Source organism: Cohnella sp. AR92, assembly GCF_003990975.1.
GTDB lineage: Bacteria > Bacillota > Bacilli > Paenibacillales > Paenibacillaceae > Cohnella.
This window is the reverse complement of sequence record NZ_RZJR01000013.1, coordinates 115,163-140,636: the sequence shown is the minus strand read 5'-3', so window position 1 is coordinate 140,636 and position 25,474 is coordinate 115,163. Positions and strand designations below refer to the sequence as shown.

General features: G+C 58.3%; 22 protein-coding genes and 1 pseudogene. 16 read left to right on the top strand and 7 right to left on the bottom strand.

Annotation, left to right across the window (positions count from 1 at the left end):
- Positions 1-638: 638 nt before the first annotated feature.
- The 5 genes from ELR57_RS21550 to ELR57_RS21530 all read left to right on the top strand — a co-directional run bounded on the left by ELR57_RS21550 (position 639) and on the right by ELR57_RS21530 (position 9,453).
- Positions 639-5,393 (top strand): glycosyl hydrolase, encoded by a 4,755-nt coding sequence (locus tag ELR57_RS21550; RefSeq protein ID WP_126961158.1) that lies wholly within the window; start codon positions 639-641, stop codon positions 5,391-5,393.
- A gap of 188 nt (positions 5,394-5,581) precedes the next feature.
- On the top strand, positions 5,582-6,124 hold the full coding sequence (locus ELR57_RS21545; RefSeq protein WP_238162641.1) for a TetR/AcrR family transcriptional regulator: 543 nt from the start codon (positions 5,582-5,584) through the stop codon (positions 6,122-6,124).
- A 117-nt stretch (positions 6,125-6,241) separates the two neighbouring features.
- Entirely contained in the window at positions 6,242-7,441 is a 1,200-nt protein-coding gene (locus ELR57_RS21540; protein WP_126961156.1) for an MFS transporter, read from the top strand.
- 150 nt (positions 7,442-7,591) lie between these two features.
- Positions 7,592-8,191, top strand: coding sequence for a TetR/AcrR family transcriptional regulator (locus ELR57_RS21535; RefSeq protein WP_126961155.1), 600 nt, complete (start codon positions 7,592-7,594; stop codon positions 8,189-8,191).
- A 62-nt stretch (positions 8,192-8,253) separates the two neighbouring features.
- The gene (locus ELR57_RS21530) at positions 8,254-9,453 is read left to right on the top strand and encodes an MFS transporter (RefSeq protein ID WP_126961154.1); all 1,200 of its coding nucleotides are present in this window, start codon (positions 8,254-8,256) and stop codon (positions 9,451-9,453) included.
- A gap of 42 nt (positions 9,454-9,495) precedes the next feature.
- On the opposite strand, the gene ELR57_RS21525 is transcribed toward ELR57_RS21530, so the two are convergent.
- On the bottom strand, positions 9,496-10,005 hold the full coding sequence (locus tag ELR57_RS21525) for a tetratricopeptide repeat protein (RefSeq protein WP_126961153.1): 510 nt from the start codon (positions 10,003-10,005) through the stop codon (positions 9,496-9,498).
- A 41-nt stretch (positions 10,006-10,046) separates the two neighbouring features.
- Positions 10,047-10,766, bottom strand: a complete 720-nt coding sequence (locus ELR57_RS21520) for an SDR family oxidoreductase (RefSeq protein ID WP_126961152.1) — start codon at positions 10,764-10,766, stop codon at positions 10,047-10,049.
- 174 nt (positions 10,767-10,940) lie between these two features.
- Here ELR57_RS21520 and ELR57_RS21515 point away from each other — a divergent pair, with 174 nt between their 5' ends.
- A complete protein-coding gene (locus tag ELR57_RS21515) occupies positions 10,941-11,501 on the top strand; it encodes a flavodoxin family protein (RefSeq protein ID WP_126961151.1) in 561 nt (186 codons plus the stop codon).
- Between the two features lie 33 nt (positions 11,502-11,534).
- On the opposite strand, the gene ELR57_RS21510 is transcribed toward ELR57_RS21515, so the two are convergent.
- Both ELR57_RS21510 and ELR57_RS21505 read right to left on the bottom strand, forming a co-directional pair.
- Entirely contained in the window at positions 11,535-12,002 is a 468-nt protein-coding gene (locus ELR57_RS21510) for a CcdC family protein (protein WP_126961150.1), read from the bottom strand.
- A 171-nt stretch (positions 12,003-12,173) separates the two neighbouring features.
- Positions 12,174-13,637, bottom strand: a complete 1,464-nt coding sequence (locus ELR57_RS21505) for an FAD-dependent oxidoreductase (RefSeq protein ID WP_238162640.1) — start codon at positions 13,635-13,637, stop codon at positions 12,174-12,176.
- A 190-nt stretch (positions 13,638-13,827) separates the two neighbouring features.
- Between ELR57_RS21505 and ELR57_RS21500 the strand changes: the two genes are divergently transcribed.
- The 4 genes from ELR57_RS21500 (at position 13,828) to ELR57_RS21485 (ending at position 19,187) form a co-directional block, all read left to right on the top strand.
- Positions 13,828-14,994 (top strand): DUF6688 domain-containing protein, encoded by a 1,167-nt coding sequence (locus ELR57_RS21500; protein WP_126961149.1) that lies wholly within the window; start codon positions 13,828-13,830, stop codon positions 14,992-14,994.
- 263 nt (positions 14,995-15,257) lie between these two features.
- Positions 15,258-16,130, top strand: a complete 873-nt coding sequence (panB, locus tag ELR57_RS21495; protein ID WP_126961148.1) for a 3-methyl-2-oxobutanoate hydroxymethyltransferase — start codon at positions 15,258-15,260, stop codon at positions 16,128-16,130.
- Between the two features lie 68 nt (positions 16,131-16,198).
- Positions 16,199-16,909: a metal-dependent hydrolase gene (locus ELR57_RS21490; RefSeq protein ID WP_126961147.1), complete on the top strand. Its 711-nt coding sequence runs from the start codon at positions 16,199-16,201 to the stop codon at positions 16,907-16,909.
- 145 nt (positions 16,910-17,054) lie between these two features.
- The gene (locus ELR57_RS21485; protein WP_126961146.1) at positions 17,055-19,187 is read left to right on the top strand and encodes a GMC family oxidoreductase; all 2,133 of its coding nucleotides are present in this window, start codon (positions 17,055-17,057) and stop codon (positions 19,185-19,187) included.
- 643 nt (positions 19,188-19,830) lie between these two features.
- Here the strand turns inward: ELR57_RS21485 and ELR57_RS21480 are convergent.
- Positions 19,831-20,049: a hypothetical protein gene (locus tag ELR57_RS21480; protein ID WP_126961145.1), complete on the bottom strand. Its 219-nt coding sequence runs from the start codon at positions 20,047-20,049 to the stop codon at positions 19,831-19,833.
- Between the two features lie 218 nt (positions 20,050-20,267).
- Here ELR57_RS21480 and ELR57_RS21475 point away from each other — a divergent pair, with 218 nt between their 5' ends.
- Positions 20,268-21,182, top strand: coding sequence for a WD40/YVTN/BNR-like repeat-containing protein (locus tag ELR57_RS21475; RefSeq protein WP_126961144.1), 915 nt, complete (start codon positions 20,268-20,270; stop codon positions 21,180-21,182).
- Between the two features lie 57 nt (positions 21,183-21,239).
- Complete coding sequence (locus ELR57_RS21470; protein WP_126961143.1) at positions 21,240-22,379, top strand: NAD(P)/FAD-dependent oxidoreductase; 1,140 nt, start codon at positions 21,240-21,242, stop codon at positions 22,377-22,379.
- On the opposite strand, the gene ELR57_RS21465 is transcribed toward ELR57_RS21470, so the two are convergent.
- A complete protein-coding gene (locus tag ELR57_RS21465) occupies positions 22,365-22,580 on the bottom strand; it encodes a hypothetical protein (protein WP_126961142.1) in 216 nt (71 codons plus the stop codon). The genes ELR57_RS21470 and ELR57_RS21465 overlap by 15 nt on opposite strands.
- A gap of 153 nt (positions 22,581-22,733) precedes the next feature.
- Here ELR57_RS21465 and ELR57_RS21460 point away from each other — a divergent pair, with 153 nt between their 5' ends.
- The 3 genes and pseudogenes from ELR57_RS21460 to ELR57_RS28675 form a co-directional block, all read left to right on the top strand.
- Positions 22,734-23,237 carry a P-loop nucleotide/nucleoside kinase family protein gene (locus ELR57_RS21460; protein ID WP_126961141.1) on the top strand — a complete coding sequence of 168 codons (504 nt, stop codon included), beginning with the start codon at positions 22,734-22,736 and terminating at the stop codon, positions 23,235-23,237.
- Between the two features lie 103 nt (positions 23,238-23,340).
- Positions 23,341-23,856: an SRPBCC domain-containing protein gene (locus ELR57_RS21455; protein ID WP_126961140.1), complete on the top strand. Its 516-nt coding sequence runs from the start codon at positions 23,341-23,343 to the stop codon at positions 23,854-23,856.
- A 13-nt stretch (positions 23,857-23,869) separates the two neighbouring features.
- Positions 23,870-24,061: pseudogene (locus tag ELR57_RS28675) on the top strand (MazG nucleotide pyrophosphohydrolase domain-containing protein); the annotation flags it as partial.
- Between the two features lie 49 nt (positions 24,062-24,110).
- Here the strand turns inward: ELR57_RS28675 and ELR57_RS21445 are convergent.
- The gene (locus ELR57_RS21445) at positions 24,111-24,482 is read right to left on the bottom strand and encodes a hypothetical protein (protein WP_126961139.1); all 372 of its coding nucleotides are present in this window, start codon (positions 24,480-24,482) and stop codon (positions 24,111-24,113) included.
- Between the two features lie 144 nt (positions 24,483-24,626).
- On the opposite strand from ELR57_RS21445, the gene ELR57_RS21440 reads away from it, so the two are divergent.
- A complete protein-coding gene (locus tag ELR57_RS21440; protein WP_126961138.1) occupies positions 24,627-25,469 on the top strand; it encodes an MBL fold metallo-hydrolase in 843 nt (280 codons plus the stop codon).
- The last annotated feature ends 5 nt before the right edge of the window (positions 25,470-25,474 follow it).

Below are 25,474 nucleotides of genomic sequence, written 5' to 3'. Positions count from 1 at the left end.
TCGTCGAGGCTAGAATTCAAAAATAACGTCTCTCAGCTCCGTAAGATTTTAAAGAGGCTCTTTTCCGAGCAAATAACGGCTGTCAGTTCCGTAAGGCGAAAGCCGGCAGCGGGTGGATTAGTTAATGAGAGACGCGAGTGTTGAAGAATAGCTAATCGACCCGTTTACGGAAGAGCCGGTGAAGAAGGGGCAGCCCGGGATTAGCACGCGATTGGCAGACATTCAGTGCTCCTTTGAGGCGTATTTTTTGCAGCACGTCAAGCCGTATAGGGCTAAGGCGAGCAAACTCTTATACGCCTAAATGCCGCCCCGGCTATGGTCGGCGAGGCGGCGGTGACCGGCGTTTACCCGGGTGACAAATCAGAGAGTTTCGCGGGTTGCTAACGAATTGATAAACATAACAAATAATAACAAAATAAAGACAATAAAAAACAAATTAAAGCGTTAACAACCGAATCCAGTTCGATATAATCTTATAAAGCGTTTACAATCCAGAATAAACCAAACAAATATCAAAATAAGAGGTTTAGCGAGGTGAGTACGAAATATAGGTTAGCACTAAAAATTAATATGAATAAGCTAACAAAATGTCGAAAAATGCAGGGAAGGTCGAATCAAACAAACAGGGGAGGATTCGCATGAGAAAGTTACGCAAATGGTCTTCGGCGGTTATGGCGGGCTTGCTGATCGTCTCGTCGTTCGCGGCTTCCGCGTCCGCTCAGACAACGGATGAGACAGCGGCGGTTTCATCGAGCGGAGGCAGTGCAGTCTTTAAGGATATCCAAGGGAACTGGGCGCAGTCCGCCATCGAGAGATGGCAGAAGAACGGCATCGTGAGCGGGTTCCCGGACGGAACGTTCCGGCCGAACGAGAAGCTGACGAGGGCGGAGTTCGTCAAGGTGTTGAACCGGGTATTCGGGTTCAAGGCAGCGTCGGGACCGGCTTTCGCCGACGTGCCGGCTTCGTCTTGGTATTCCGGGGAGATGGCTGCCGCCAGGGCGGCAGGATACTATCAGGGCGCGCCGGGCAATCTGGCGAAGGGCGAGGAGACAATCAGCCGCCAGGATGCCGCGACGCTGCTGGCTCGCGTCTTCGACCTGATCGAGCCGGAGGGAGCGGAGGGGAGCGCCAAGGCAACGGCTTTCAAAGATTCCGACGGCATCGCTCCCTACGCGCGAACATCCGTAAGCGCTTTAACGGATGTCGTTAAAGGCTATCCGGACGGAACGTTCCGCCCGAAGGATCCGATTGCCCGAGCGGAGCTGGCAGGCCTTCTGGACAAGCTGGTCGCCGGCTACAATCCGGCGGCGGGCGAGTTCCCGTCGGGAACGGCGAACGGCCATGTCGTGGTGAATCGTCCCGACGTCGAACTGAAGGATCTGACGATTGCGGGCAATCTCTACTTGGCCCCGGGAATCGGAGACGGCGACGCCGCTCTCGATCATGTCTCGGTCAAGGGCCGCACGTATGTCGCCGGCGGAGGCGAGAATACGGTACACCTTAAGAATTCCAGCTTGTCGTCGGTCTCGATCGATCGCAAGGACGGCAAGGTTCGCGTTCTGGTCGAGGACGGAACGCAAGCGGGCCGCATCCGCGTGGCGGGCGACGGCAAGTTTCAGCTTGGAACGGGGACGAAGATTGAGAAGGTCGAGGTTGGGGCGAAAGCGACCCTCATTATCGAGGATGGGGCAGCCGTAGGGGAGCTGTCCGTCGGCAGCGGGGCGGCAGGCGCGAGCTTGACGATCCGCGGCGACGTTGCGAAGCTTACGATCCTGGCGGATGGAGTCACGCTGAACGGCCAACCGTTGAAGCCGGGAACCTATCAGGTGGCCAAAGGCGTCCTTGCGACGGGAGGTAACCCCGAGGAGTCTCCGGGTTCGGGATCCGGGATCGGCGGCGGCTCGGGAGGAGGAAGCGGCAAAGTCGACTTCGTCGACTCGAACGCGACAGAGGAGACTCGGGCTTTGTTCGCTTATCTGAACGGAGTCCGCGGCAAGGAAGTGCTGTTCGGGCATCAGCATGCGACCGACGAAGGAATGACGCTGACGGGGTCCGGCGTCGAATCCGACGTGAACAATTCCGTCGGCGACTTCCCTGCCGTGTTCGGCTGGGATACGCTTAGCCTCGAAGGCAAAGAGAAGCCGGGCGTTGCCAACGATCCGCAGCAGAGCATCGCGAATCTGGTGCATTCGGTCCAGACGGCTCACGACATGGGCGGCATCGTCACCCTCAGCTCCCATATGCCGAACTTCGTGACGGGAGGAAGCTTCAACGACACGGCGGGCTCCGTCGTGCAGCATGTTCTGCCTGGCGGAGACAAGAACGAGGCCTACAACGCTTTCCTCGACAATATCGCGGAATTCGCAAGCCAGGCGAAGGACGAGGACGGCAAGCCGATTCCGATCCTGTTCCGTCCGTTCCATGAACAGAACGGCGGCTGGTTCTGGTGGGGAGCGAAGACGACGACGACGAGCGAGTACGTCGAGATCTATCGCTACACGGTCGAGTACCTGCGGGATATCAAGGGCGTGCACAACTTCCTGTACGTGTTCTCCCCCAACGGGACATTCGGCGGAAGCGAGAGCAGCTACTTGACGACGTATCCGGGCGACGATTACGTGGACGTTCTCGGCATGGACCAATACGACAGCCAGAGCTCGCCGGGGACGGAGAGCTTCCTTAACGGCCTGGTCGCGGACCTGGCCATGATCTCCAAGCTGGCAGACAGGAAAGGCAAGATCGCGACGTTCTCCGAGTTCGGTTACAGCCCGCAGGGGATGCTCGCTTCGGGCAACGGGGATCTGAACTGGTTCACCCATGTGCTGGACGCGATCAAAGCGGATAAGAATGCGAAAAGAATCTCGTATATGCTCACATGGGCGAACTTCGGCGTCAATTCCAACAATCTGTTCGTTCCTTACAAGGATGCTCCGGACGGACTGGGCGACCATGAGCTACTTCCGGACTTCATCGACTATTACAACGATCCGTATACGGCCTTCCTGCGGGACGTAGAGGACGTATACAAGAACCCCGTCCAAGCGGCGGCGGAGAAGCCGTTCCTGCATATCGTCTCCCCGACGGACAACGGAACGGTGAGCGACGCGGTAACGACGATTCGGGCGCGAATTCTGAATTCGGCTCCGACCAAGGTCGTCTATTCCGTCGAAGGCTCGAACGCGGAGATCCCGATGAGCCTGGACTCCGAAGGCTTCTATTACCTGGCGGACTGGGCGCCGGATGCCTCGTTCAACGGCAAGACGGCGAAGATTACCGTTAAGGCTTATCTGCCGGGCGGTAAAAGTCTAGTTCAGCAACAAACGGTCTTCGTGAAGATCGGCGAGATTCTGATGAAGCAGTATACGTTCGATTCGGATACGGAGGGCATGAGGAACAACGGAAGTTACCCGGATACCCTATCCCTGACGATCGAGCATGGAGCTCTGGGGAATAACGGCGCGCTGAAGCTGAATGTTCAAGGAGCCGACCACGCGGAATCCTGGCAGGAGCTGAAGCTGGCGTTCCCGGATTGGGACGATATCAAAATCTCGGACGTGAAGAGGATACGCTTCGACGCCTGGATTCCTAGCTCCGCCGGAAGCGAGGACGCGAACGCGAGCCTGATGGGCGTCGCCATGCTGGCTCCGGACTGGAATACGAAGTACGGGTCCACCTCCGAGCTGAAGCTGGCGGACCTGCCGAAGGAGACGATCGACGGCGTCGAGTACGCGAAGTATTCGGCGACGATCGATCTGAACGACCCGGCGAAGTCCGCGGAAGCGACGACTCTGGCTCTCTCCCTCGTCGGCCGATACTTGGAGCTCTCGGGAGCGGTCTACGTCGACAACATCCGTCTGTACAGCACCTATGCCGAAGTGCCGCAGGATCCGGCGCTCGTCGACGACTTCGAGTCGTATCAGGGCAGCGACGCCGCGCTAGCGGCGAAGTTCGTGCACGCGGGCGGCGACGCCACGACCGTCACTCTCGACGGCGCGCATAAGAGCGGCGGAACCTACGGCATGAAGTTCGGTTATTCGCTTGCGGGCTCGGGTTACGCGGGCATCTCGAAGGCGCTCGGAGGAGTCGATTGGTCCGGCTTCAACCGCCTGAAGTTCTGGCTCGTGCCGGACGGCAAGAACCAGAAGATGGTCGTCCAGTTGAAGGTGGACGGCATCTATTACGAGGCGTATCCTTCCTTGGCGACGACGAACGCGGACTGGGTCAGCCTGCACTTCAACGACTTCAACGTCGCGCCGTGGGATACTGCCAATGCGGGCAAGAAGCTGAACAAAGTCTCCCTGAAGAACGTTCAGGAGATCTCGTTCTACGTCAATGCCGTCTCCGGCGCGACGCTCGGCAGCGCCTTGTACCTCGACGACATCAAAGCGATCGACGACGGCACGGGAGGAGTGCCGAACGGCGGCGACGGACCGGGAGGTTCCCAGTCGCAGCCGGGCACGCTCTATGGCTTCGAGACGGATGCCTCCGGCTTCGCGGTGGAAGTGAATCAGGCGAGCGCGACCGCGCCGGAGATCACGACGGAAGAAGCGGCCGAAGGAACGCATTCGCTGAAGTCGACCTTCTCGCTGGAAGGAACCGGCTTCGAGCTGACGAAGGCGAGCGCGCTTGACCTCTCCGCCGTGGACGCGATCAGCGTGAAGGTGAAGCTGTCGGCCGGAACGGCGAACGCAAGGCTGTATATCAAGACCGGCTCCGCCTGGACGTGGCACGACAGCGGAGTGACGGTCGTCGATTCCGCCGGCTTCGCGACCTTGACGATTCCGCTCGCGGGAATCGAGAATCTGGACGCCGTCCAGTCGATCGGAATCAAGATCGAGCCGGCCGCGGGGCAAACGGGCAGTTCGACCGTATACGTGGACGACATCCATCTAAGCGGAGCGGAGCCTGCGGGCATGGCCTTCGGCTTCGAGACGTCGACGGAGGATTGGGCGATCAACCTGGACGACAGCGGCGCTTATAATACCGCTAACGCCGGAGTCGCTCAGGTATCGTCGGATGCGGCGGCCGAGGGCGAGCATTCGCTTCGGGCTGCATTCGAGCTGGGAGGCGGACAGTTCCAGATCCGGAACATGGTCGCGAGGGATTTGAGCTCCGCCTCCTCCATCGTCGCGAAGGTGAAGATCGCGGCCGACGAAGGAGGAAGCCTGGGCAGCGGAGTGAAGGTGAAGCTCTTCCTTCAATCCGGAAGCGGGTGGACTTGGGCCGATTCGGGAGAGATTGCCTATACCGGAGACGGCTTCGCCCAGATCACGTTCGATATCTCCGGCATCGCCACCCGGAACCTGACCAAGGCGATCGGCATTCAAGTGCTTACCCCGGCTGATTCTACGGGCACGGCAGCGATCTACCTGGATGACGTGAAGCAGAGCTAAGCGGCGTTGACGCCTAGCCAGATCGGCCTCTGAAGACAGCCTCAACAAGGCGGCTTCAGAGGCTTTTTCTTTTGGGGAGGAATTATTTTCAAAAAAATACTGGAATATTCGTTCCGAAAAGAATATACTAGGGTAACGAGAGGGGGGGAGCCGCCATCGGACGCAACAAGGAATTCGACCGGGAGCAAGTGCTCCACAAGGCCATGCTGGTGTTCTGGGAGAAGGGCTTCGAAGGGGCCAGCATTCCCGATCTGCTGCAGGCCATGGGGTTAAGCCGCTCCAGCTTGTACGAGACCTTCACGGACAAAGAAACGCTCTATCTGGAAGCCATCCAACATTACAAGACCCTAAGCCTCGGCAAGAGAAGCCTCCTGGAGAGCTCGCCATCCGCGAAGATGAGCATCCGGCGATACTTCGACCGCCAAATCACGAACGCGCTCGACGAAGCTTCGCCCCATGGCTGCCTGATCACGAACGCGACAACGGGCATGGATTCGCCCGACGAACAGGTGCGCGCCGCGATTCGGGACAGCTACGACGGACTGGAGAAATGCTTCATGGACGCGCTCGAGAGAGGCCGGCAGTCCGGCGAGATCGGCCCGGACAAGGATCTGAAGACGCTGGCGACCCTGCTGTTGAACTTGAATCACGGAATCAACGTCGTCACCAAGATGAAGCCGGACAGGAAGGCGTATGACGACATGATGGAGGCCGTTCTCCGCATGCTGTAAACGGGAGCGGCCGATTTTATCCCATTACCGGAACGATCGTTCCGGTAAACGGCGGCTTGCGCGGCATACGATACCTTCAACTTCAGCGCAAGCGTCAAGCAAAGGAGACTAGCGAATATGAGCACAATCGAGAAGCATCAACCGTTCGAGAAAGCCTTCTCCCCGGGAATCATCCTCATTCTTGCCGCCGCCTGCGGCCTGATCGTCGCGAATCTCTATTATACGCAGCCCTTGGTCGGACCGATCAGCTTGGATCTCGGGCTGTCGTCCGGAGCGTCGGGCCTGATCGTCACGCTCGGCCAGATCGGCTACGGCCTCGGCCTCTTGTTCCTTGTTCCCTTGGGCGATATCGTGGAGAACCGCAAGCTCGTCGTTATCCTGCTGTTCCTCGCGTCCATCGTGCTGGCGGTCGGGGGAGGCATGCATCAAGCGTCGTTGTTCCTGATCGCTTCGATGTTGATCGGCATGGGCTCTGTCGCCGCCCAGGTGCTCGTTCCGTACGCGGCTCACCTGTCGCCGGAAGCGACGCGAGGCCGCAACGTCGGCAATGTCATGAGCGGCCTGCTCCTCGGGATTATGCTGGCTCGCCCGGTATCGAGCCTGGGGGCGGAATACATGGGCTGGAGAGCCGTTTATTACTTGTCCGCGGTCGCGATGCTGGTCCTGGCTCTGGTGCTGCTTCGGGCGCTTCCGGCCAGGAAACCCTCGGCTTCGACCCGCTATTCCGAGCTGCTGAGCTCGATGTACCGTTTGCTGAAGACGACCCCGATCCTGCAGCGCAGAGCCTTATACCACGCCTCCGTATTCGGAACGTTCAGCTTGTTCTGGACGACCGTTCCGTTATACCTGACCGGCCCGGCCTTCCGCTTCTCCCAGAAGGAAGTCGCTTTGTTCGCCTTGGTCGGGGTAGCCGGCGCGCTGGCCGCTCCTGTCGCCGGACGACTGGCGGATCGGGGGTGGATCCGTCCCGCAACCGGGATCGCGCTTGCTCTCGTCCTGATCTCGATCGCTTTGCCTCTGGCCGACCGGAGCGGCTCGACGCTCGCGCTGATCCTTCTGGTCGTTGCCGCCATCGTTCTCGACATGGGGGTCTCGGCGAATCTGGTTCTCAGCCAGCGGGCGATCTTCTCGCTCGGCGACGAGGTTCGCAGCCGGCTTAACGGGTTGTTTATGGCGATCTTCTTCGCTGGAGGAGCCGTTGGCTCCGCGCTTGGCGGCTGGGCATTCGCGGCCGGCGGCTGGGAAGCGGCGCTGTGGATCGGAATCGCGCTGCCGGCGGCAGCCTTGATCTTCTATTCGGCGGAGAAGAGAGCTTAGAAGGAAGTTATCCAGGTCATTCCCGAAGACGGGGGTGGCCTGTTTTTATGAGAATCGGTTTCTTTTAATGGCGCCATTGCCAGTTCGGCGAGGATCGCCTATAATACTGAATTAACGTTCAGTATTATTGCGAGGCAGGGGGTGAACGCGTTGAACAAGAAGCAGCTTCAAACCGAACAGACCAAGAAGCGAATCGCCGACGCTTCCCGGCCTTTATTCATAAAGAAAGGCTACAAAGCCACTTCGATCGAGGATATCGTCAAGGCGACGGGTTGCAGCGCGGGCAACATCTATTATCACTTCAAGAGCAAGGAAGGCTTATTCCTGCATCTGATCGAAGAGTGGGACCGCGAGTGGGAGGAGACGTGGCTGGCGAAGGAATCGCTCTACGCGACCACGGTCGACAAGCTGTACGGGATGGCGGAGCATATGGCGCTGGAGCAGATCAACCATCCGCTGACCAAAGCGGTGGACGAATTCTACAACAACGCGGAGAAAAATCCGGAAGTGGAAGCGCGTATCGAACAAATGACGCAGGGTTACGTTAACTTCAACAAACAGCTCTTGCAGAGAGGGATCGATAGCGGCGAGATCAGCCATGCGAACGTAACCGGACTCGCTATCATTCTCGACAGCTTGTTGTACGGCCTCAGCCTGCACTCCCGGAGAATGGAGCGTGCCCAAGCGCTTGATGCTTACCGGCTGGCGATCGATGTGTTCCTGCGCGGAATCGCCAAATCGTCCCGCTAGCTTTTTTTTATCAACATCTAGAATGGATATTCAGGATGCAAGATCGTTTGGAGGATATCATAATGGCTCTCTTTGCTAAACATCATGGCGCCTTGCCGATTCTTATGCTGAATTTGTTTATGGTCTTTACCGGCATCGGCCTTATTATTCCGATCATGCCGTCCTTTATGAACGAACTGGGCATCAGCGGCAGCCTGATGGGGCTGCTCGTCGCCGTCTTCTCGCTCGCGCAATTCCTCTTCTCGCCTTGGGCCGGCCGCATGGCCGATTCCTTCGGAAGAAAGCGGATGATCGTCATCGGCATGGTGATCTTCGCCGTCTCGGAAGGATTGTTCGGGGTAGCCGAATCCTCGGTCCTGTTGTTCGCGGCCCGGGCGCTCGGCGGCATCAGCGCCGCCATGATCATGCCGGCCGTCATGGCTTACGCGGCGGACATTACGACGGACGAAGAACGCGCGACCGGCATGGGATACGTTAATGCGTCGATCACCACGGGGTTCATCATCGGCCCGGGCATCGGCGGATACGTCGCGGAGTTCGGGATCCGGGCGCCGTTCTATGCCGCCGGCGTGGCGGGCATTATCGCGGCGATGATCTCCTTGTTGTTCCTGAAGGAGTCTCTACCCGCTCAAGCGGCCGATTCGGCATCGGCTCCCCATGCACCGGAAGAACGGAACAGCCTGCTTACGCAATTGAAGCATTCGTACAAGGAGCCTTACTTCCTGAGCCTGATCATCGTGTTCGTCATGTCCTTCGGGCTGGCGAACTTCGAGACGGTATTCGGCCTGTTCGTCGACCATAAATTCGGCTTCGACTCCACGGATATCGCCTTTATCATCACCTTCGGCTCGATCGCCGGCGCGGTCGTCCAATTGACGGTGTTCAGCTGGATCCTGAATCGGTTCGGCGAGAAGCGCGTCATCTCGGTCTGCCTGCTGTTCGCCGGAGCTTTCATCCTGATGACGTTGTTCGTCCATAAGTACTGGCTGATCTTCGCCGTCACCTTCATCGTCTTCCTGGCCACGGATATTCTTCGGCCGGCGATCGGAACCCAGATGTCGATGCTCGCCAAGGAGCAGCAGGGCTATGTGGCGGGGCTGAATTCGGCCTTCACAAGCCTGGGCAACATCGTCGGGCCGATCGTTGCCGGAGTGCTGTTCGATTGGAATATCAATTTTCCGTATGCGATGGCTTGCCTTGTGCTTATCCTATGCTTCTTTGTTTCCCTGAAGGGGGAGAAAAGGAAGAGCATCGCGGCGTAATGCCGTTGTCGGACGAGACGAAGCCCCATGTTCTTGCCGATCTTACTCGGCCGTCTCGTCCAGGTCTTCCGTATATGCCATTATGCCTCGTTTAAAATAAAGCAGCTTCTCGTCCGCGGTGGAGTCCATAAGATTGGCGATAAGCAGCTCGACGCTTTCTTTGTAACGCCTGCCGTTATATAGGGCCATCACAAGGAATACCTTGAGCGCCCGGTTCTCCGGGAATTCCGTCACGCCTCTTCGCAGCGTCGCGATCGACTTCTCGTATTGCCCCCAGTAGCGGTAAGTGCTGCCTAAGCCCAGCAAGCAGCGCTCCAGCTCCTCGCCGGACAGCCCCAATTGCAGCGCTCGTTCGTAGTAGGGGATCGCTTCCTTGCCCAAGCCCGAATTGTCGTGGGCGATACCGGTCTGGTACTGAACCCGGGCGTTATCCGGGTCTTCGGCGAGCAGTTCCAACAGCTTAACCCGAGCTTCGGCAAGCATGGCTTGATCCTGAGAAGCCCTGCCTTGCTCGCGAAGTTCAATCAAGGGCCACAATCGATCGTCCGTCATCTCGAATCTCTCCTTCTATTAGTCGCAGTATCCCGCTTAACCTACCAATCCAACGCTTCCCCTCGATAGTCGAGGAAAACCGGCTTTTCCCCCATGAACTCCTTGTGTCTCGCAACCCAGCCTAGAATGCTGCCGGCCGATTCGGCTGGCGTCAGGCTGCCGGTCTCGTCCAGCGTCCCTCGCATATAGGTGCGGACATGGCCGGGGTGGAACACCATCACTTGGCCTCCGGATGGCTTCAGCTCGTTATGGACGAGGGCCGATTGCATGTTGAGAGCGGCCTTGGACATGCAGTAGGCGAACCAGCTGTCGCGCCAGCAGCTGCCGATGCTCCCGGCCTCCGAGGAGATGTTGACCACCAGCTTATCCTCGCTTCGAAGCACCAGGGGAACGAGCGCATTCGTCACTCGAAGCGCTCCAAGGGCGTTGACGTTGTAGACCTTCTGCATCTCCTCGAAGTTCAGCGGATCGGTTGCCTTGGCGTGGATATCCCCCAAGATCGACGCGTTGTTGATCAGAAGATCGAGGCGGTCCGTTAACCCGCGAATATGGGCGGCCGCCGCCGCGACGCTGCCGTCGCTCGCGATGTCCAGCGGAACAAGCGTCAATCGATCGGGATGCTTCTCCGCCAATCGGCCGAGAGCTCCTTCGCCGGCGGCGTATCGGCCGGCGACGACGGAGTAGCCGCGTTCCAGCAGCCCTTCCGCGAAGGCGAGACCGAGCCCATGGTCGGCTCCGGTGACGCAGGCGAATCGGGTCATCGCTCGTGCTCCTCTCTTGTTATGGAAGATTCAGGTTCAGGTCCATTATACACTCCCTCCTGGAAGGCGGGCGATGGTTTGACCCCTCTCTATCTCCCTCTATCGTGTATAATAAGTTCAACTCTACCGTACGAAACGGAGACGAACCTGAGAATAAGAAGGGGGAATCGGACGATGAGAATCGCCGTTATCTACGGAGGAACGAGAGCGAACGGCAATACGGAGCTTCTGGCGGAACGAGTCGTTGCGGGTCTGCAAGCCGACCGTATCCATCTCAAGGATTACACGGTTTATCCGATCGAGGATCTGCGCCATGCCGAAGGGGGATTCCAAGAGGTTGGCGACGATTATAGCGCGTTGATCGACCGGGTCCTGCAGAACGATATTCTGGTGTTCGCGACGCCGATCTACTGGTACGGAATGTCGGGCTCAATGAAAAATTTCGTCGACCGCTGGTCGCAAACGTTGAGGGATGCGGATCGTCCTCGGTTCCGGGAACGGATGAGCGAGATGACGGCCTATGTCGTGGCGGTCGGGGGAGATCGGCCCCGCCTGAAGGGATTGCCCCTCGCGCTTCAGTTTCAGCATATCTTCGATTTCTTCGGCGCGCGCTATGCGGGTTATCTACTCGGAGAGGGGAATCGTCCGGGAGAGATTCTGGACGACGAAGAAGCCCTGCGCAAGGCAGAGCTGTGGAATGAAGAGCTTAAGGAGCAAGCCGCGACGACTCCGTGAGTCGTGCGGATCGGGTTTGCGCTTTGCGCCTATTTATTGGGCTTTGAGCTTCGTCACGCGTTGGAATTTCATGAACGAGACGACTCTCCAAGGAATGAGGTAGCCGAACGCCAGCGTCATGAACAAGGCCGTTTTGTCTTGGGCGTCCAGTCCCGACAGTTCTTCGCGGAGGGCGATTCGAAGGATCAGCAGGCCGACGAAAGCGGCGATGAATCCCCAGTTTTTCTTGGCATAGATCTGCTTATCTTCCCTCACCTCGAAATCGGTCGTCCAGATAAGAGGGAGAGAAAGCGCGGCTCCGAGCGCGAAGGCCGCGCAGAAGGCCCAGATCGGTTCCGTCGAGCCGGATTGGGCGATCAAGGATATACCGGGCAGGGTGAACAGCAGAGGCCATAATAACCGGGCGCCGCTGCGGATCGGGCGATACATGCTTCTTGTTCTTCTCCATAACACCAATGCGGCGATGGCCAAGAGGATGACATAGAAATTAGCTTCGTTCATGCGTGGGGTTCACCTCATCGAAGGAATAGGGGGTAAGACTCGCGAGATTCAGGGTACCATATCTAGTAGAAATAGGAAAGATAAAAAGACGCCCGTAGAGGCGTCTTTTTACTATCTGACAGGTCTAACGGAGCTTTCTAACCGACCTCCGACCTTCTTCGGCCGATTCGATTATTCGGCGACCTGGATATCGTAATCCTTCGCCAAATATTCATGGATTCGCTTGAAGTCGGCCGCGTTCAATTCGCGAAGCGGCTTCTTCTCCCGGCCGAGAAGAATGCCGATGACCTGCGCGGCCAGCCCCGTGTTGGGCATGATGCGCACGCTGCCGTAGGCGTCGGCGGCCGCTCCGGCGTTCTTGCCGACGATCAGGACATTGTCGATGTCCTTGAGCTCGAAGGAACGCAGAGGCAAGCCGTACCGGTCGGTCATTCCGAGCGAATCGCCTTCCGGGAAGCGGCGCGTTCCTTGAACGTCGATCGGATAGCCGCCAATGCCGACGTTGTCCCAGAACATGCGCTTGCCGAGCAGATCGTCGCGCTTCAGAAGATAGGCCGGTTCGTACCGGTCGAACTCCCGAATGTACAAGTAATCCGGCAGATTATCGAGCTGGGCGTTCTCGTAGCCGGGAAGGTGATTCCGCAGAAACTCGAGAATGCGGGGAGCCTCGTTTCTTCCTTTCTCCACGGCGGAGCTGACCGAGGCCGGGTCGGAAGGATCGACATCGAAGATCAGCAGGGCGTTCATGATGACCTTGCCCTTCTTCTGGTAGGTCGAATTGATCCCCCGGAGCCTGAGCTGAGGATCCGACGGGCGATACTTCGCCGTGATGGTGCTGAAGCCGGTACCGAAGTCCTTGTCCACGTAAGTGTTCGGACCTTCGTCCTTATCGAGCTTGGATATAGGATAGTCTTTGACCGTTGCCCGCTGCAGCTCCCTCCAATTCACGTTCTTAAACCGCAGCATGTACGTGGCCGCCATGTATTCCGGCTTGCTGCCGCCCCCCAGGAACAGCGACTCCGTTCCGGGGATCCTCTTTACTCCCAGCCTTCCCGTCAGAGCGGCGAAGTCCGTATTTTCCACCCAGTAGTCGGCCGTTACGGTCTGCTTCTCCCCATCCGGCATGCGGTAAGTCAGAGAACGGAGAGTGCGGCCATCCGCCCGTTCGGCAGTCTGGACGTCTTCGATCTGAATTCCGCTTCGGATCGGAACGGGCTTGAGGAGCTGATCGAAGTAGCTCTCGAACTCGCCGACCGTGCGGATTCTCCTCTGCTTGTAGCCATCGTAGAGCTTCTTCAGCTCGCCCTGCACAAGGCTTCTATTCATCGCGTCGTGAGGCTCGTCGAGCACCATCATCTGGCCCTGGATCAGCTCTCCTCCGGGCTTCGGCCGGGGATCCAGGATCAGGACGTTCTTCCCGAGGTCGTGCGCGGCGCGGGCCAGCAGGACTCCCTCGATCTCGCTTCCGATGACGACGACGTCGTAGGAGGAGCAAGCGGTCGGGCAGGCTTCGTCAACAGTCTCGTCGGAGACTGTAAATCTCGCCGTCGCGTTCGGGGGAGGGGGGAGAAGGACGGCAAGAAGCGCGATGACCATGAAGACGGCATAGACGGGGCGCAATGGGCTTGTTCGCATGCGATAAGCAGCTCTCTTTCCCGGAAGAGTGTGGATGGATTCCACGTTACCATATGTGGGATGTTTAGGAAAGATGAGCGTTAAGCATCTAGGCTGCGCCAAGCAAAACGGCAACCTGGCAATCCCATCCATCGTCTAATCGGTAGCCTATCGGCAAACGATCGTACCGGTCGAAGGGAGTCTTTCAGCCATGCTATTGCTTTCCTCTCCGTTCCTTGCCCTCATCCTAGCCGCCTTCTGCAGCATGATATTTACGTTCGCGCGTTCGTCGAGCAAGGGGGAACTGCTTGAAGAAGCGTCGCCGTGGCGGGTCTTCGATGGCATCCTTCTCTCGATTGCCTTGTTGCTCATGATGATCGCTTACGTCTTCGACGGCGACGGGGTGCCGGCAGGGGAACCTTTGAAGGTGTACGCGCAGTTAGGCAAGCCGCTGAGCGAGTACATGTCCCTGGCTCATCGGCATGGCGCCGCGCTCATCGTCGTTTGGCTGCTCGGATTTGTCTCCTATTGGCTGCTTCGGGTCTATCATCGGCGCCTGTCCCCGATTATTTATTGCCTGTTCAACGCCGTCCTGATCTTATGCGTAGCGCTGGCCGCCCTCTATCTCGTCCACACCGGCTTCTCTCGCCGAGAGTTTGATCCGATCGATCCCGTTCAAATTCTGCAAACCGGCTGCCTGACGATCGGCTTGCTGTACCTGGCCCAGCTCAAGCGTTCGCTCGATGTATGGGCGGCCGTTCGAAGCGGGGAAGACACGGAGAATTTGCCCGCCTGGCAGCGGGCTCTGCGCCGCGTGTTGGACAAACGATGGATGCATCCGCTGCCGTGGATCATCCTGCTTTTCCCCATTCAGATCGTCATTCAATTCATTCTGGTCCTGTTCGGCCAGCGCCCGGACAGCTTCATCCGGGAATTCTTGGATACGAGCGGCTATCATCTATCCCGCATACCTGCGCCGCCGCCGGAGATGGTTCCGGGAAACGGCCATTACCTGTGTACGGTCGCCGCACGAGGACATCGCCGCGTCGTCAAGCCGCTTCGCGCGGGGATCCGGCATGGGGAAGCGATTCCGATCAACCGCCAGCTGATGATCGCCAACGCGTTCGAGAACGTGCTCGAGCAGTACATGCCGTCGTTCCATCGGGTCGTGCGCCGCCTGTACGACCGATACGGCTATCCGGTCAGCCGGCACATTCGCTCGAAGGCGGCCGCGGATGCCGTCTATGTGATGATGAAGCCTCTGGAGTGGCTTTTCCTATTGGTCCTCTACACCGTCGACGCCCGCCCGGAGAACCGCATCCACGTGCAATACAGCGCATGGGGGAAGAACAAATGGCGAAAGAAAAAATTGCAATAACGCACATTGTTTGGCATACTTTCATGATGAGGCCGTATCGCATTCGTCGAATGGCACTCAGCTTGGGATTCCGGGTTTCATCTTACAATTGAATACGCCATGGAGGTGAACGCGTTGGGTTTTGCTCTGATCCGAGAGGACCGAGACAAAAAAACGGTCACGAGCTTTTGACTCTTTTTTTGCCTTTCGGACCTTTCTAGCTGCGCGCTGGAAGGTTTTTTTGTTTTGCCTATCAAACAAATAGAAAGGATTTGATGGAGACCATGGCAGCACCGAAACCCCTCAATATTCACGAAATGAAGGAAATGAAAGCCAAAGGCTTGCCCATCAGCATGATCACCGCGTACGACTATCCTTCCGCCCGACTGGCCGAGGAAGCGGGGGTCGATCTCATTCTGGTCGGCGACTCTCTGGGCAACGTCATCATCAATTACGATTCCACGCTCCCCGTCACCATGGACGATATCGTCTACCATACCCGGGCGGTCACGCGGGCGACGGAGCATACCTTCATCGTGGCGGATATGCCTTTTATGACGTACCACGGAAGCATCGACGAGACTCTTAAGAACGTTCGGAGAATCATGCAGGAAGGCTTCGCCCATTCGGTCAAATTAGAAGGCGGAGCGGAGATCGGCGATACGGTGAGAAGAATCGTGGAAGCCGGCGTTCCGGTGATGGGGCATATCGGGCTGACCCCTCAGTCGATTCACCAGATCGGCGGCTACAAAATCCAGGGCAAAGACTCGCAAGGGGCGAAGCGGCTGCTTGACGACGCCAAGGCGTTGGAGCAAGCGGGAGCTTTCGCCGTACTCGTGGAGATGGTGACGGAAGAGGCGGCGGACGCGATCGCGCGCGAGCTGTCGGTTCCCGTCATCGGCATCGGCGCGGGGAGAACCTGCGACGGCCAGGTACTGGTCTATCACGACCTTCTGGGCTACTCCTCTCCCAAGAAGGAGAAGAGGTTCGTCAAGGAATACGCCGACCTCGGGACTCAGATTCGCTCCAGCATCGCGCAGTACGTGAAGGAAGTCAGGGAGCGGTCCTTCCCGGGCGAAGAGCATGTTTTCCATGCCAAGGACGACGTTCTCGAGCAGCTCTATGGCGGCGGCAAAGCGAAGACTGTAGTTGGATAGGGAGGAATTTGATGGAAAAAGTCGAATAGGAGGATAGCGGACAAACAACGGCGGGAAACGGAGACCAAATGGACCTGATTTATCATATGAAAGACATGCTTCTTCATTCGCTCTTGCATATAGCGGTTGGCGCTTGCCTGGCTTATTTGATCGGGAATAAAAAATCGGATTCGTTAGCGGTTCGAGGGCTGCTGCTTCTATTCGGCGGGATTGCGGGCTTGTCGCCTGATTTTACGAAGGCGTTCGGGGATTTGTACGGGCATTCGCTGGGGCTGGTTCCCGTCTTCGGGCTTCTATTCGCATGGGCGTACCGGAGGATTCGGAAGGATATCCCGTTCCCAATAGCGTGGCTTCTGTTCTCCGCCGCGGTTCTCAGTCACCTGTTTATCGATACGGTCGGGAACGGCAACGCGCTCTTCTATCCCTTCATCGAACGCGAGTACGAGTTCGCAATCCTTCGGAAGGCAGATGATTTTTCTCTAGCTATTCTTCTTCTGTCCATGATAGGCGGCTTGCTGACGAGAAGGGGAAAAAGAATCGTTGCGGCGGGGGCCCTTCTTGTCGGCGTCTATCTGGCAAGCTTATCGTATTCCAAGCTCGCACTCGAGCACGAGCTGGCAAGCCGGTATGAGGAGGACGGGGTCGAATTCGTGTTAACCTACCCGGGCGAAATGCGAAGAGGATGGGAGTTCATGGTTCGAACCAAGGACGCTTTCATTACGGGGCATTCTTCGGTTCTGAAGGTCGATCCTCAAATCGAAGATGTGAATGAATTCTAATACGCTAGCGTCTCTAGAGGGGCTCATCTCCCGGTCGTTTCGGCCTCGGAGAGGGGCCCTTTTGCCAATGGCAAGATTGTTCCCCTTAACGCTTCCGACTCTGATAGGATAGAGGGGAAGTCAAAAGTTATTGGATGGTGGGAAAATGAATCCTAACAATAGCAATCATCTAGCTAACGATATTCTTGGAATTCTAGAGGCGGCGGCGAACCGGCTCATTCCGGGAGATGCATGGCCGTCGGCGACGGAGGGGGGCGTTCTGGGCTACCTGGAGCGCCGGTCCGTCGAGGATCCCGGCACTTGGACGGAATGGATCGAGCCTGGGCTGCGCGAGCTGGAGGCGGGGGCGGTCGCTCGGCACGGGCGTTCGTTCGCGGAGCTAACGGCGGAACAACAAGACGACGCGCTTCGCGAGGTGGAGCGGCAGGAGGTCCGGGATTGGCCGGTCGATCCGGGGCGGTTCTTCGATACGCTGCTGAACCTGGTCGCGGAAGGGTATTACGGAAGCCCGGAGGCAGGCGGCAATCCGGAGCAGAAGTCTTGGGAGATGATCGGGTTCCGTCCGGGCGTCATCGGGGCAAGCGTGGCGCCTGTCGAGGAAACGGATCTGCCGCTGCGGTCTTTCGACGAGCTTCGCGACCGCTACGATGCGGTCATCGTCGGAGCCGGCGCCGGGGGATCGGTCGCTGCGGCTTTGCTGGCCGAGGCGGGCATGAGCGTGCTCGTCGTCGAACGGGGGAGCTGGCTTCGGTACTCCGAAGTCGGCTGCGACCATCTGCGCAACCATCGCCTGAGCCACTACGGCCACAACACGGGACCCTCATTGGAAGGGAATCCGCGCACCATGGCCGGGGCGGACGGGTCCGAGCGGATCACGCTTCCCTTCCAAGGGGATTACCACAATAATGCCATGACGGCGGGAGGAGGCACCCGGGTATACGGGGCGCAAGCGTGGCGATTCCATCCGGACGACTTCCGGATGGCGAGCCGTTACGGCGTTCCCGGCGGCAGCTCGCTTAGCGATTGGCCGATAAGCTACGAGGAGCTGGAGCCCTATTACGATCGTGCGGAGTGGGAGGTCGGCGTGGCCGGCCAAGGGGAAGCCCACTCCGAATGCGGAAGGAGACAGCGTCCGTATCCGATGCCGCCGTTGTCTCGCACGCTGGAGACCGAGATTCTGGCGAAGGGCGCCGCCAAGCTCGGCTGGCGGACGGGTCCCGTTCCGCTCCTGATCAATTCGGTGGAGCGGGACGGCCGGCCGGCCTGCGGGCGCTGCGGAGAGTGCGTCGGCTTCGCCTGCCCGACGAACAGCAAGAACGGCGGGCACAACACGATGCTGGTGCGGGCGATCGCGACCGGCAACTGCGATCTGATCTGCGATACGATCGCGGAGCGGGTCCTGACGGAAGGCGGCAAGCGCGCGACCGGCATCCGAATCGCCCGGGAAGCATCGGGATCCATCCGGCGGCGGGAGATCCGGGCCGGGCATGTCGTGATCGCCGCCGGCGCGATCGAGAGCGCTCGCCTCCTCCTCAACTCGGCTTCCGAATCGGAGCCGGAGGGGATCGGCAATCGGAACGGGCAGGTCGGAAGGAACCTTCAGGGCCATGTCTATGCGGGCGCCTGCGGGCTGTTCGACGAGCCCGTGCAGGACGGCCTCGGGCCGGGCGTGAGCATCGCCACCTTGCGCTTCTCCCACGGGAACGGGGACGGCGTCATCGGCGGCGGGCTGCTGGCCAACGAATTCACCCGGCTGCCGCTCATTCACTGGTACCGTGCCGTTGCGCCGGATGCGCCAAGATGGGGAGCGGCGGGCAAGGAGATGATGCGTTCGAGCTACTTGCGAACGAGCCAGATCCAGGGTCCGATTCAGGAGATCCCGAATCCGGAATCCCGGGTACGGGTCTCGCCGACGGTCAAGGATCGCTTCGGACTGCCCGTGGCTATGCTGTCGGGAAGCATCCATCCCGAGTCTTACCGGGCCGCGGTCATGCTGGGCGAGAAGGCGGAGACTTGGCTGCGGGCTTCCGGCGCGCGCCAGGTGTGGCGGACCGGCCCGTGGGGCGGGTTGAGCGGCGGTCAGCATCAGGCGGGAACGCTGCGCATGGGCCATGATCCCGCGACCTCCGTCACGGATCCTTCCGGCCGGATCCACGGCTACGACAACCTATGGGTCAGCGACGGCTCCGTGCACGTGACGAACGGCGGCGTGAACCCGGTGCTCACGATTCTGGCGCTGGCCTTCCGCACGGCGGAGAATATCGCGAAGCAGGGATAGCTCTCGAACCCGGACCGGAACCCGGAACCCGAACCCGAACCCGAACCCGAACCCGGATCCCGAACTCGAACCGGAACCCGGAATCCGAACCCGGAATCCGAACCCGAACCGGAACCCGGACCGGGACCGAGCCCGAGCCCGAACCCCGCGCTAATGGAAATTGCAGCCGCTTAGACGTTGATAATCGGCCTTTTTGAAATCTAACGGAATTTAGAGACCCTTATTCTCGTAATTTCAGCCAATTTGGCTTGATTCGCTAGAATAAGCGTCTCCCGCTTCCGTTAGCTGGCAGAATCCGGATTTCGAGCCCTCTAAGCGTCTCTCATTTCCGTTAGAGCTTGCGGCGTCCGCTATTCTTCGGTGCGGCTGCCAGAACGGCAAAAGACACCTCGCGAGGTGTCTTTTGCCGTTTTTATGATACCGCACGAGCTTATGCTCCAGCCTCCTCGCGAGTTCCTCTGCTCAAGCTGCCCTGCGAGCCACCCCAAGCACTCCCGCAAGCACTCCCGCGAGCCCCCAGCAAGCACTCCGTAAGAGCTTCCGCAAGCCCCGAGCAACTCCCGCAAGCATCCCGCAAGCCCTCCGCAAGCACTCCGCAGGCACTCCCGCAAGCCCCCCGCAAGCCCCCTGAACGAGTTACCGCTTAAGCATGGCGCTCCGCCGACGAGTTGTCGTCGTGCTCCTTATAGTACTTCTCGTAGAGATGCGCCGGGGCAATCAGGCAGGCGCCGACGAAGATCAGGCAGAAGGCGAAGAAGCCATACACGCTAAGCTTGTCCGCGATCAATTGGCCGCCTTCCGCCGCGACCTTGGCGACGCTATTGCCGACCGAGAGCAGGTTCGATGCCAGTTCCGTCCTCATTGAATGTTCCTCCAATACTTGTCAGAGATTCAATCCTATTGCTATTCTAGAACTCTTCGAATCGGATTGATGTGACGGGAATCACTAACGGGCACCGGACGTCATAGGGAGGGAGAATTTCTCGGGAATCTGTCGCCGAATGTCGTCTTTCTTCCTCATATGGTAAAATATAGAACAAAAAACCTATTCACAGAGAGAAGGTGACCCTTATTCTATCTTTGAGATCTTCGACATCTATTCGAACGCCAAGCAACTATCGAATAGCTATTCTGCTTCCGGCGTTCTTGTTGTTCGGCGGATGCAGCGATACCGGCGAACCGGCCGTTTCGACGGCATCGGTTAGCCCTTCCCTGGCATCGACCCAGGGCCCTGCCGCTGCCGAATCATTGCCCGCCGCGGCCGCCGAATTTACGCCAACCGAATCTTCCCCGCCAAGCGTCGACCCGGAAGAGATTTGGTATCCAAGGCCGGATTTTATCGAGAAAGCGGAGCGTTACGTTGGAACGGAACAGCTTGGGGAGCGCATGGGATCTTCCTTTATCGATTCCGATAGAGGGTGGTCGATTTATCGGAACGAGACGAGCGACCGCGATGGCTTCGAGTATTCTTTGTACCGAACGACTAACGGACAAGATTGGACGGAAGCGGCTCCGGCAGTAGAGGTGGGGAAGATGAGCACCGTAAGCGGGCTTAGCGTTCTCGACGAAGACTCGATGTGGCTTAGCGGACATTTTCCCGATTCCTCCATGCGGTCGCAGCTAGTGATTTATGCCTCTCGCGACGGAGGAGGGACGTGGCAGGCTCAGCCCTTGAAGCCTATTCCCGACAAAGTCGATAACCCGGAGTATACTTCTTTTCCGCCGTGGTTCTTTAATGGGGAGGATGGATTGCTGATCGTCGGCGTAGAGAGCGGAGAGCGGAAAAATCGCTATGCATACGTCACGTCAGACGGCGGACGAACCTGGTCGGATCCGGTTAAGCTGGCTTATCCGGGGGAACCGGCGGCCTCCTACTCCGTCGGGGACATGAATTGGACGATGGAGAACGCCGTTCAACTAATCGTCGAGATCGGGGACGAGCATTGGGCGACGGACGACCTTGGGGGAACGTGGAGGCGCGTCTCTTCTAAATAAGTTATGATAGCAGAAGAGAAACAAAGCAGATGGTTGGGCAAAGGAAGGATAGCGAGCATGAGCAAAACGATCGTGATCGGAGCCGGTATTCTGGGAGCTTCGACCGCTTACCAGTTAGCGCGAATGGGGGCGGAGGTTGTCCTGATCGACCGCAAGGACCGGGGGCAGGCGACCGATGCCGCGGCCGGCATTATCTGCCCTTGGCTGTCGCAGCGGCGCAACCAGGCATGGTATCGGCTGGCCAAGGCGGGAGCGAGGTTCTACCCGGAGCTGATCGAGCAACTGCAACGGGAGGGGGAGACCGATACCGGCTATGCCAGGGTAGGCGCCCTTAGCATCCATGAGGACCCGGACAAGATCGCCAAGATGGAGGAGCGGGCCAGCCTGCGGAAGGCGGACGCGCCGGAGATCGGCGAGATCGTCAGGCGCAGCGAGCAAGTGACTCGCGAGCTGTTCCCCTTGCTGGCGGAAGGCTACCATGCCGTGCAGATCAGCGGAGCCGCGAGAGTGGACGGAAGAGCTCTGCGGGATGCGCTCATTCGTTCCGCGGTTCGCAACGGAGCGATTCTGGTGAACGGGGATGCGGCTCTAGCTTTCGAGTCCAATCGGGTCACGGGGGCAACGGTGGGGACAGACCGCTATTCGGCGGAGAAGACAATCGTATGCGCCGGCGCTTGGGCGAGCGAACTGATGCAGCCGCTCGGCATCCGGTTTAACGTCGGCTATCAGAAGGCGCAGATCATGCATCTTCGGATGAACGGCGAGCCGAACACCGGCGAGTGGCCTGTCGTCATTCCGCCGACCGATCAGTATTTGCTTGCATTCGAGCAAGGGAGAATCGTGATCGGAGCGACCCACGAGAACGACGTCGAAGGCTATGACACAAGAGTCACCGCCGGGGGCATGCAGGAGGTCCTGAACAAGGGACTGAGCTTGGCGCCCGGGCTGGCAGACGGCACGTTCGCCGAGATGCGGGTCGGCTTCCGCCCGTTCACTCCGGGGTTCCTTCCGGTGCTTGGAGCGGTACCCGGTTGGGAGGGGCTTCTCGCGGCCAACGGGCTCGGCGCATCCGGGCTGACGGTAGGTCCGTTTGTCGGCAGCCAGCTCGCGAAGCTGGCTCTGGGGCAAGAGCTGGAGATCGATCCGGCGGACTACGACGTCGGCATGGCGATAACCCTAGAGTCAGCCGGCGAATAGGTTCAGGAGTCCGCCAAGAATCAAGATGATTCCGACCATGACCATGACGATAGCTCTGAATTTGTTCCCGGCGAGCTCGTTTGCGGACAGGTCTTCGTTGCTATCCCGGTCACCCCGGAAGAACCAGACATCGGGGTGGCGATGACCGTAGAAGCCGGTCGCGGCAAGCGCCATACCCAAGAGAATCAACAAGACAGCCATAAGCGCGATTTCCTCCTCTCGATATAGGGTAATACGCCATTTTCGCCAAAAGGTTTAGGGATGGGGAGGAACGGGATGATCGAAGTTGGACTCGTCCGATGAAGAAGCTGTCGGGATGCGCGAATCGGAAATGATAAAGGAGCCGTGTAAAGAATGCTCTATCTATTCAGCGGGCTGCCGGGAACCGGTAAGTCCACGTTATCTTCGGCTTTGGCTAGAGAGCTCAGGGCTGTCTATCTTCGGGTAGATATCGTGGAGCACGCCATGCAGGATGCCGGAATGAGGATAGACGGACCCGAGGGGTACATGGTCTGTTACGCGATTGCGGAACAGAACCTGCGTCTCGGCCTTGACGTGATCGCCGATACCGTCAATCCGATCCAAGCGACTCGCCAAGCCTGGCGTCATGTGGCGGAGTCTCAACAGCTTCCGTTTGTCGAGATCGAGGTGGTCTGCTCCGACCGAAGCGAACATAGGCGCCGGGTCGAGACGCGGTCAACCGATATTCCCGGCTTCGTTCTGCCTACTTGGGAGCAGGTAGAGAACCGATATTACGAGATTTGGGATCGCGATCCTATCGTCATTGACACCGCGAATCAAACCGTGGACCAAAGCTTGGAGAGCTTACGCGAACGGTTGGGGCTGAGATCGACGTAAAGAAAGTCAAGTTCATAATATTCCTTGACAAGAATATTCCGATCTAGTTATATTTATCTCAGCAGAAAACGCACAATGAGATGAAACAGAGGAGGACGTATCCATGTCAAACAACGTAATGCTATCGAGAGTAGAGAACGACCGGGTCCTGGTGCTGGAACGCGAATTCAATGCGCCGCGGGAGCTCGTCTACCGAATGTTTAAGGAACCCGAGCATCTCAAGCATTGGTGGGGACCGAAAGGCTGGGAGCTCCCCGTCTGCAACATCGATTTCCGTCCGGGCGGCGTGTGGCATTACTGCATGAAGTGCGTCGACCCGAACCAAGGCGATTTTTACGGAATGGAATCATGGGGGAAGGGCATCTATAAGGAGATTGCCGAGCCGGAGACGATCGCCTACAACGATTACTTCTCGGATGCCGAAGGCAACGTCGACGATTCTTTGCCGGCAACCTTAGTCACGATAGAATTCGTCGACCAGGGCGGCAGAACCAAGCTGGTGAACCGTTCGGAATACGAATCGGCCGAAGCTCTCAAGACCGTTATGGACATGGGCATGCTGCAAGGCATCACAGAGACCTGGAATCGCCTAGGCGAGCTGTTGGAGTCGCTTAAATAAGGGCGCGCGATTCGCGCTTGAGATCGGCCGCGACCGTCCCGATGAAGTCGAAGGCACCTACGAAGAGAACAGAACGGAGCTGACCGAAGAGCTCGGGGATGTATTGGGGAATCTCCTAGTCATCGCGAATCGTTATGAGATCTCCTTCGAGGATATTCTAAGATCCCACAAACAAAAGCTTGAAGCTCGCTATTCGGCGAAATAAGAACAGGCCTCCTGCCTAGCAGGGGGCCTGTTCTTTTCGCGGAGGCGCATTATTGCATGGATCTGAAGTTCGAGTTGAAGCTCGCCGAGGAATACGGGGATTGCGCTTGGTTCTGGTTGTTCTGAGCGAAAGAAGGGGCAAAGGATTGGACTTGAACCATCTGCTCCACTTGCCTGCAGATGCTGGATACTTGCTGGAGCTGCTGAATGGCGGTTTGATGCCCTTGGAGCGCCGTTTGGATCATCTGAGCCGCTTGCTGCTCGCGGCGGGCCAGATCCTCCAAGCGTTGGGAATTCTGTTGCTCTTGCTGCAGCAGCATCTGATAGTTATGGCTGGCTTGCTGGGTTTGATGAACGAGCTGCTGAATGATTTGTTCGCACTGCTGCAGGGAAGAGCTGGCCGAATTATTACTGAATTGCACGCGGATTCCTCCTTTTGTTTGAACAACGCGGATTAGGATGGCTGGTTGAAGTCGGCTTTATTCCGCTGATTTCGTGGATGAAGGGGGACGATATGAGGAATTTTACTGTAAGGCATTCTGGACTATAGATGGGGGGCGGCGCGGATGGAAACGGAATTAACGTACGGTTCGGACTATCATGGGCTGCCGGTTACTTCGATACGAAGCGGGGATGGCATGGAGATCGTCCCCGACGTATACGCGGTTACCGTTCAGATCGTAAACGTGATCTTCGTAGGGCTGCCGGGCAGCCGAGAATGGGTCCTTGTCGACGCCGGGATGCCGGGTTCTGCCGATACTATCCTCTCCGCGAGCGAAAGCCGATTCGGAGCCGGAAGCCGGCCTCAAGCGATCGTTCTCACTCACGGACATTTCGATCATGTCGGAGCCGTCATCGAGCTAGTCGAAGCCTGGGACGTTCCGGTCTACGCCCATGAGAAGGAGCTTCCGTTCCTAACCGGCAAAGCCGCCTATCCTCCCGCCGACCCTCGGGTCTCCTCGGGACTTGTCGCCAGAATGTCGCCCTGGTTCCCGAATGAACCGATTCATCTGGGGGATCGGGCGAGGCCGCTTCCCTCGGATGGCACCGTTCCGGGAATGCCCGAATGGAGATGGCTTCCGACGCCCGGCCATACGATTGGACACGTCTCATTGTTCCGTTCCGCGGATCGGGTCTTGATTGCCGGGGATGCGTTCGTTACCGTCAACCAGGAGTCTCTGTACAAGGTGTTTACGCAGACAATGGAGATCGGCGGTCCGCCGCAATATTTTACGACGGATTGGCCGAAAGCCCGCGAGTCGGTGGCTGCCCTGGAAGCCTTAAAGCCGGACCATGCCGTCACGGGACACGGGATTCCCCTGTCCGGATCGGAGCTTGCCGAGAACTTGAAGCTGCTAGTCGACGAGTTCGATCGAATCGCCGTGCCGGAGCACGGAAAATATGTTTAATACGG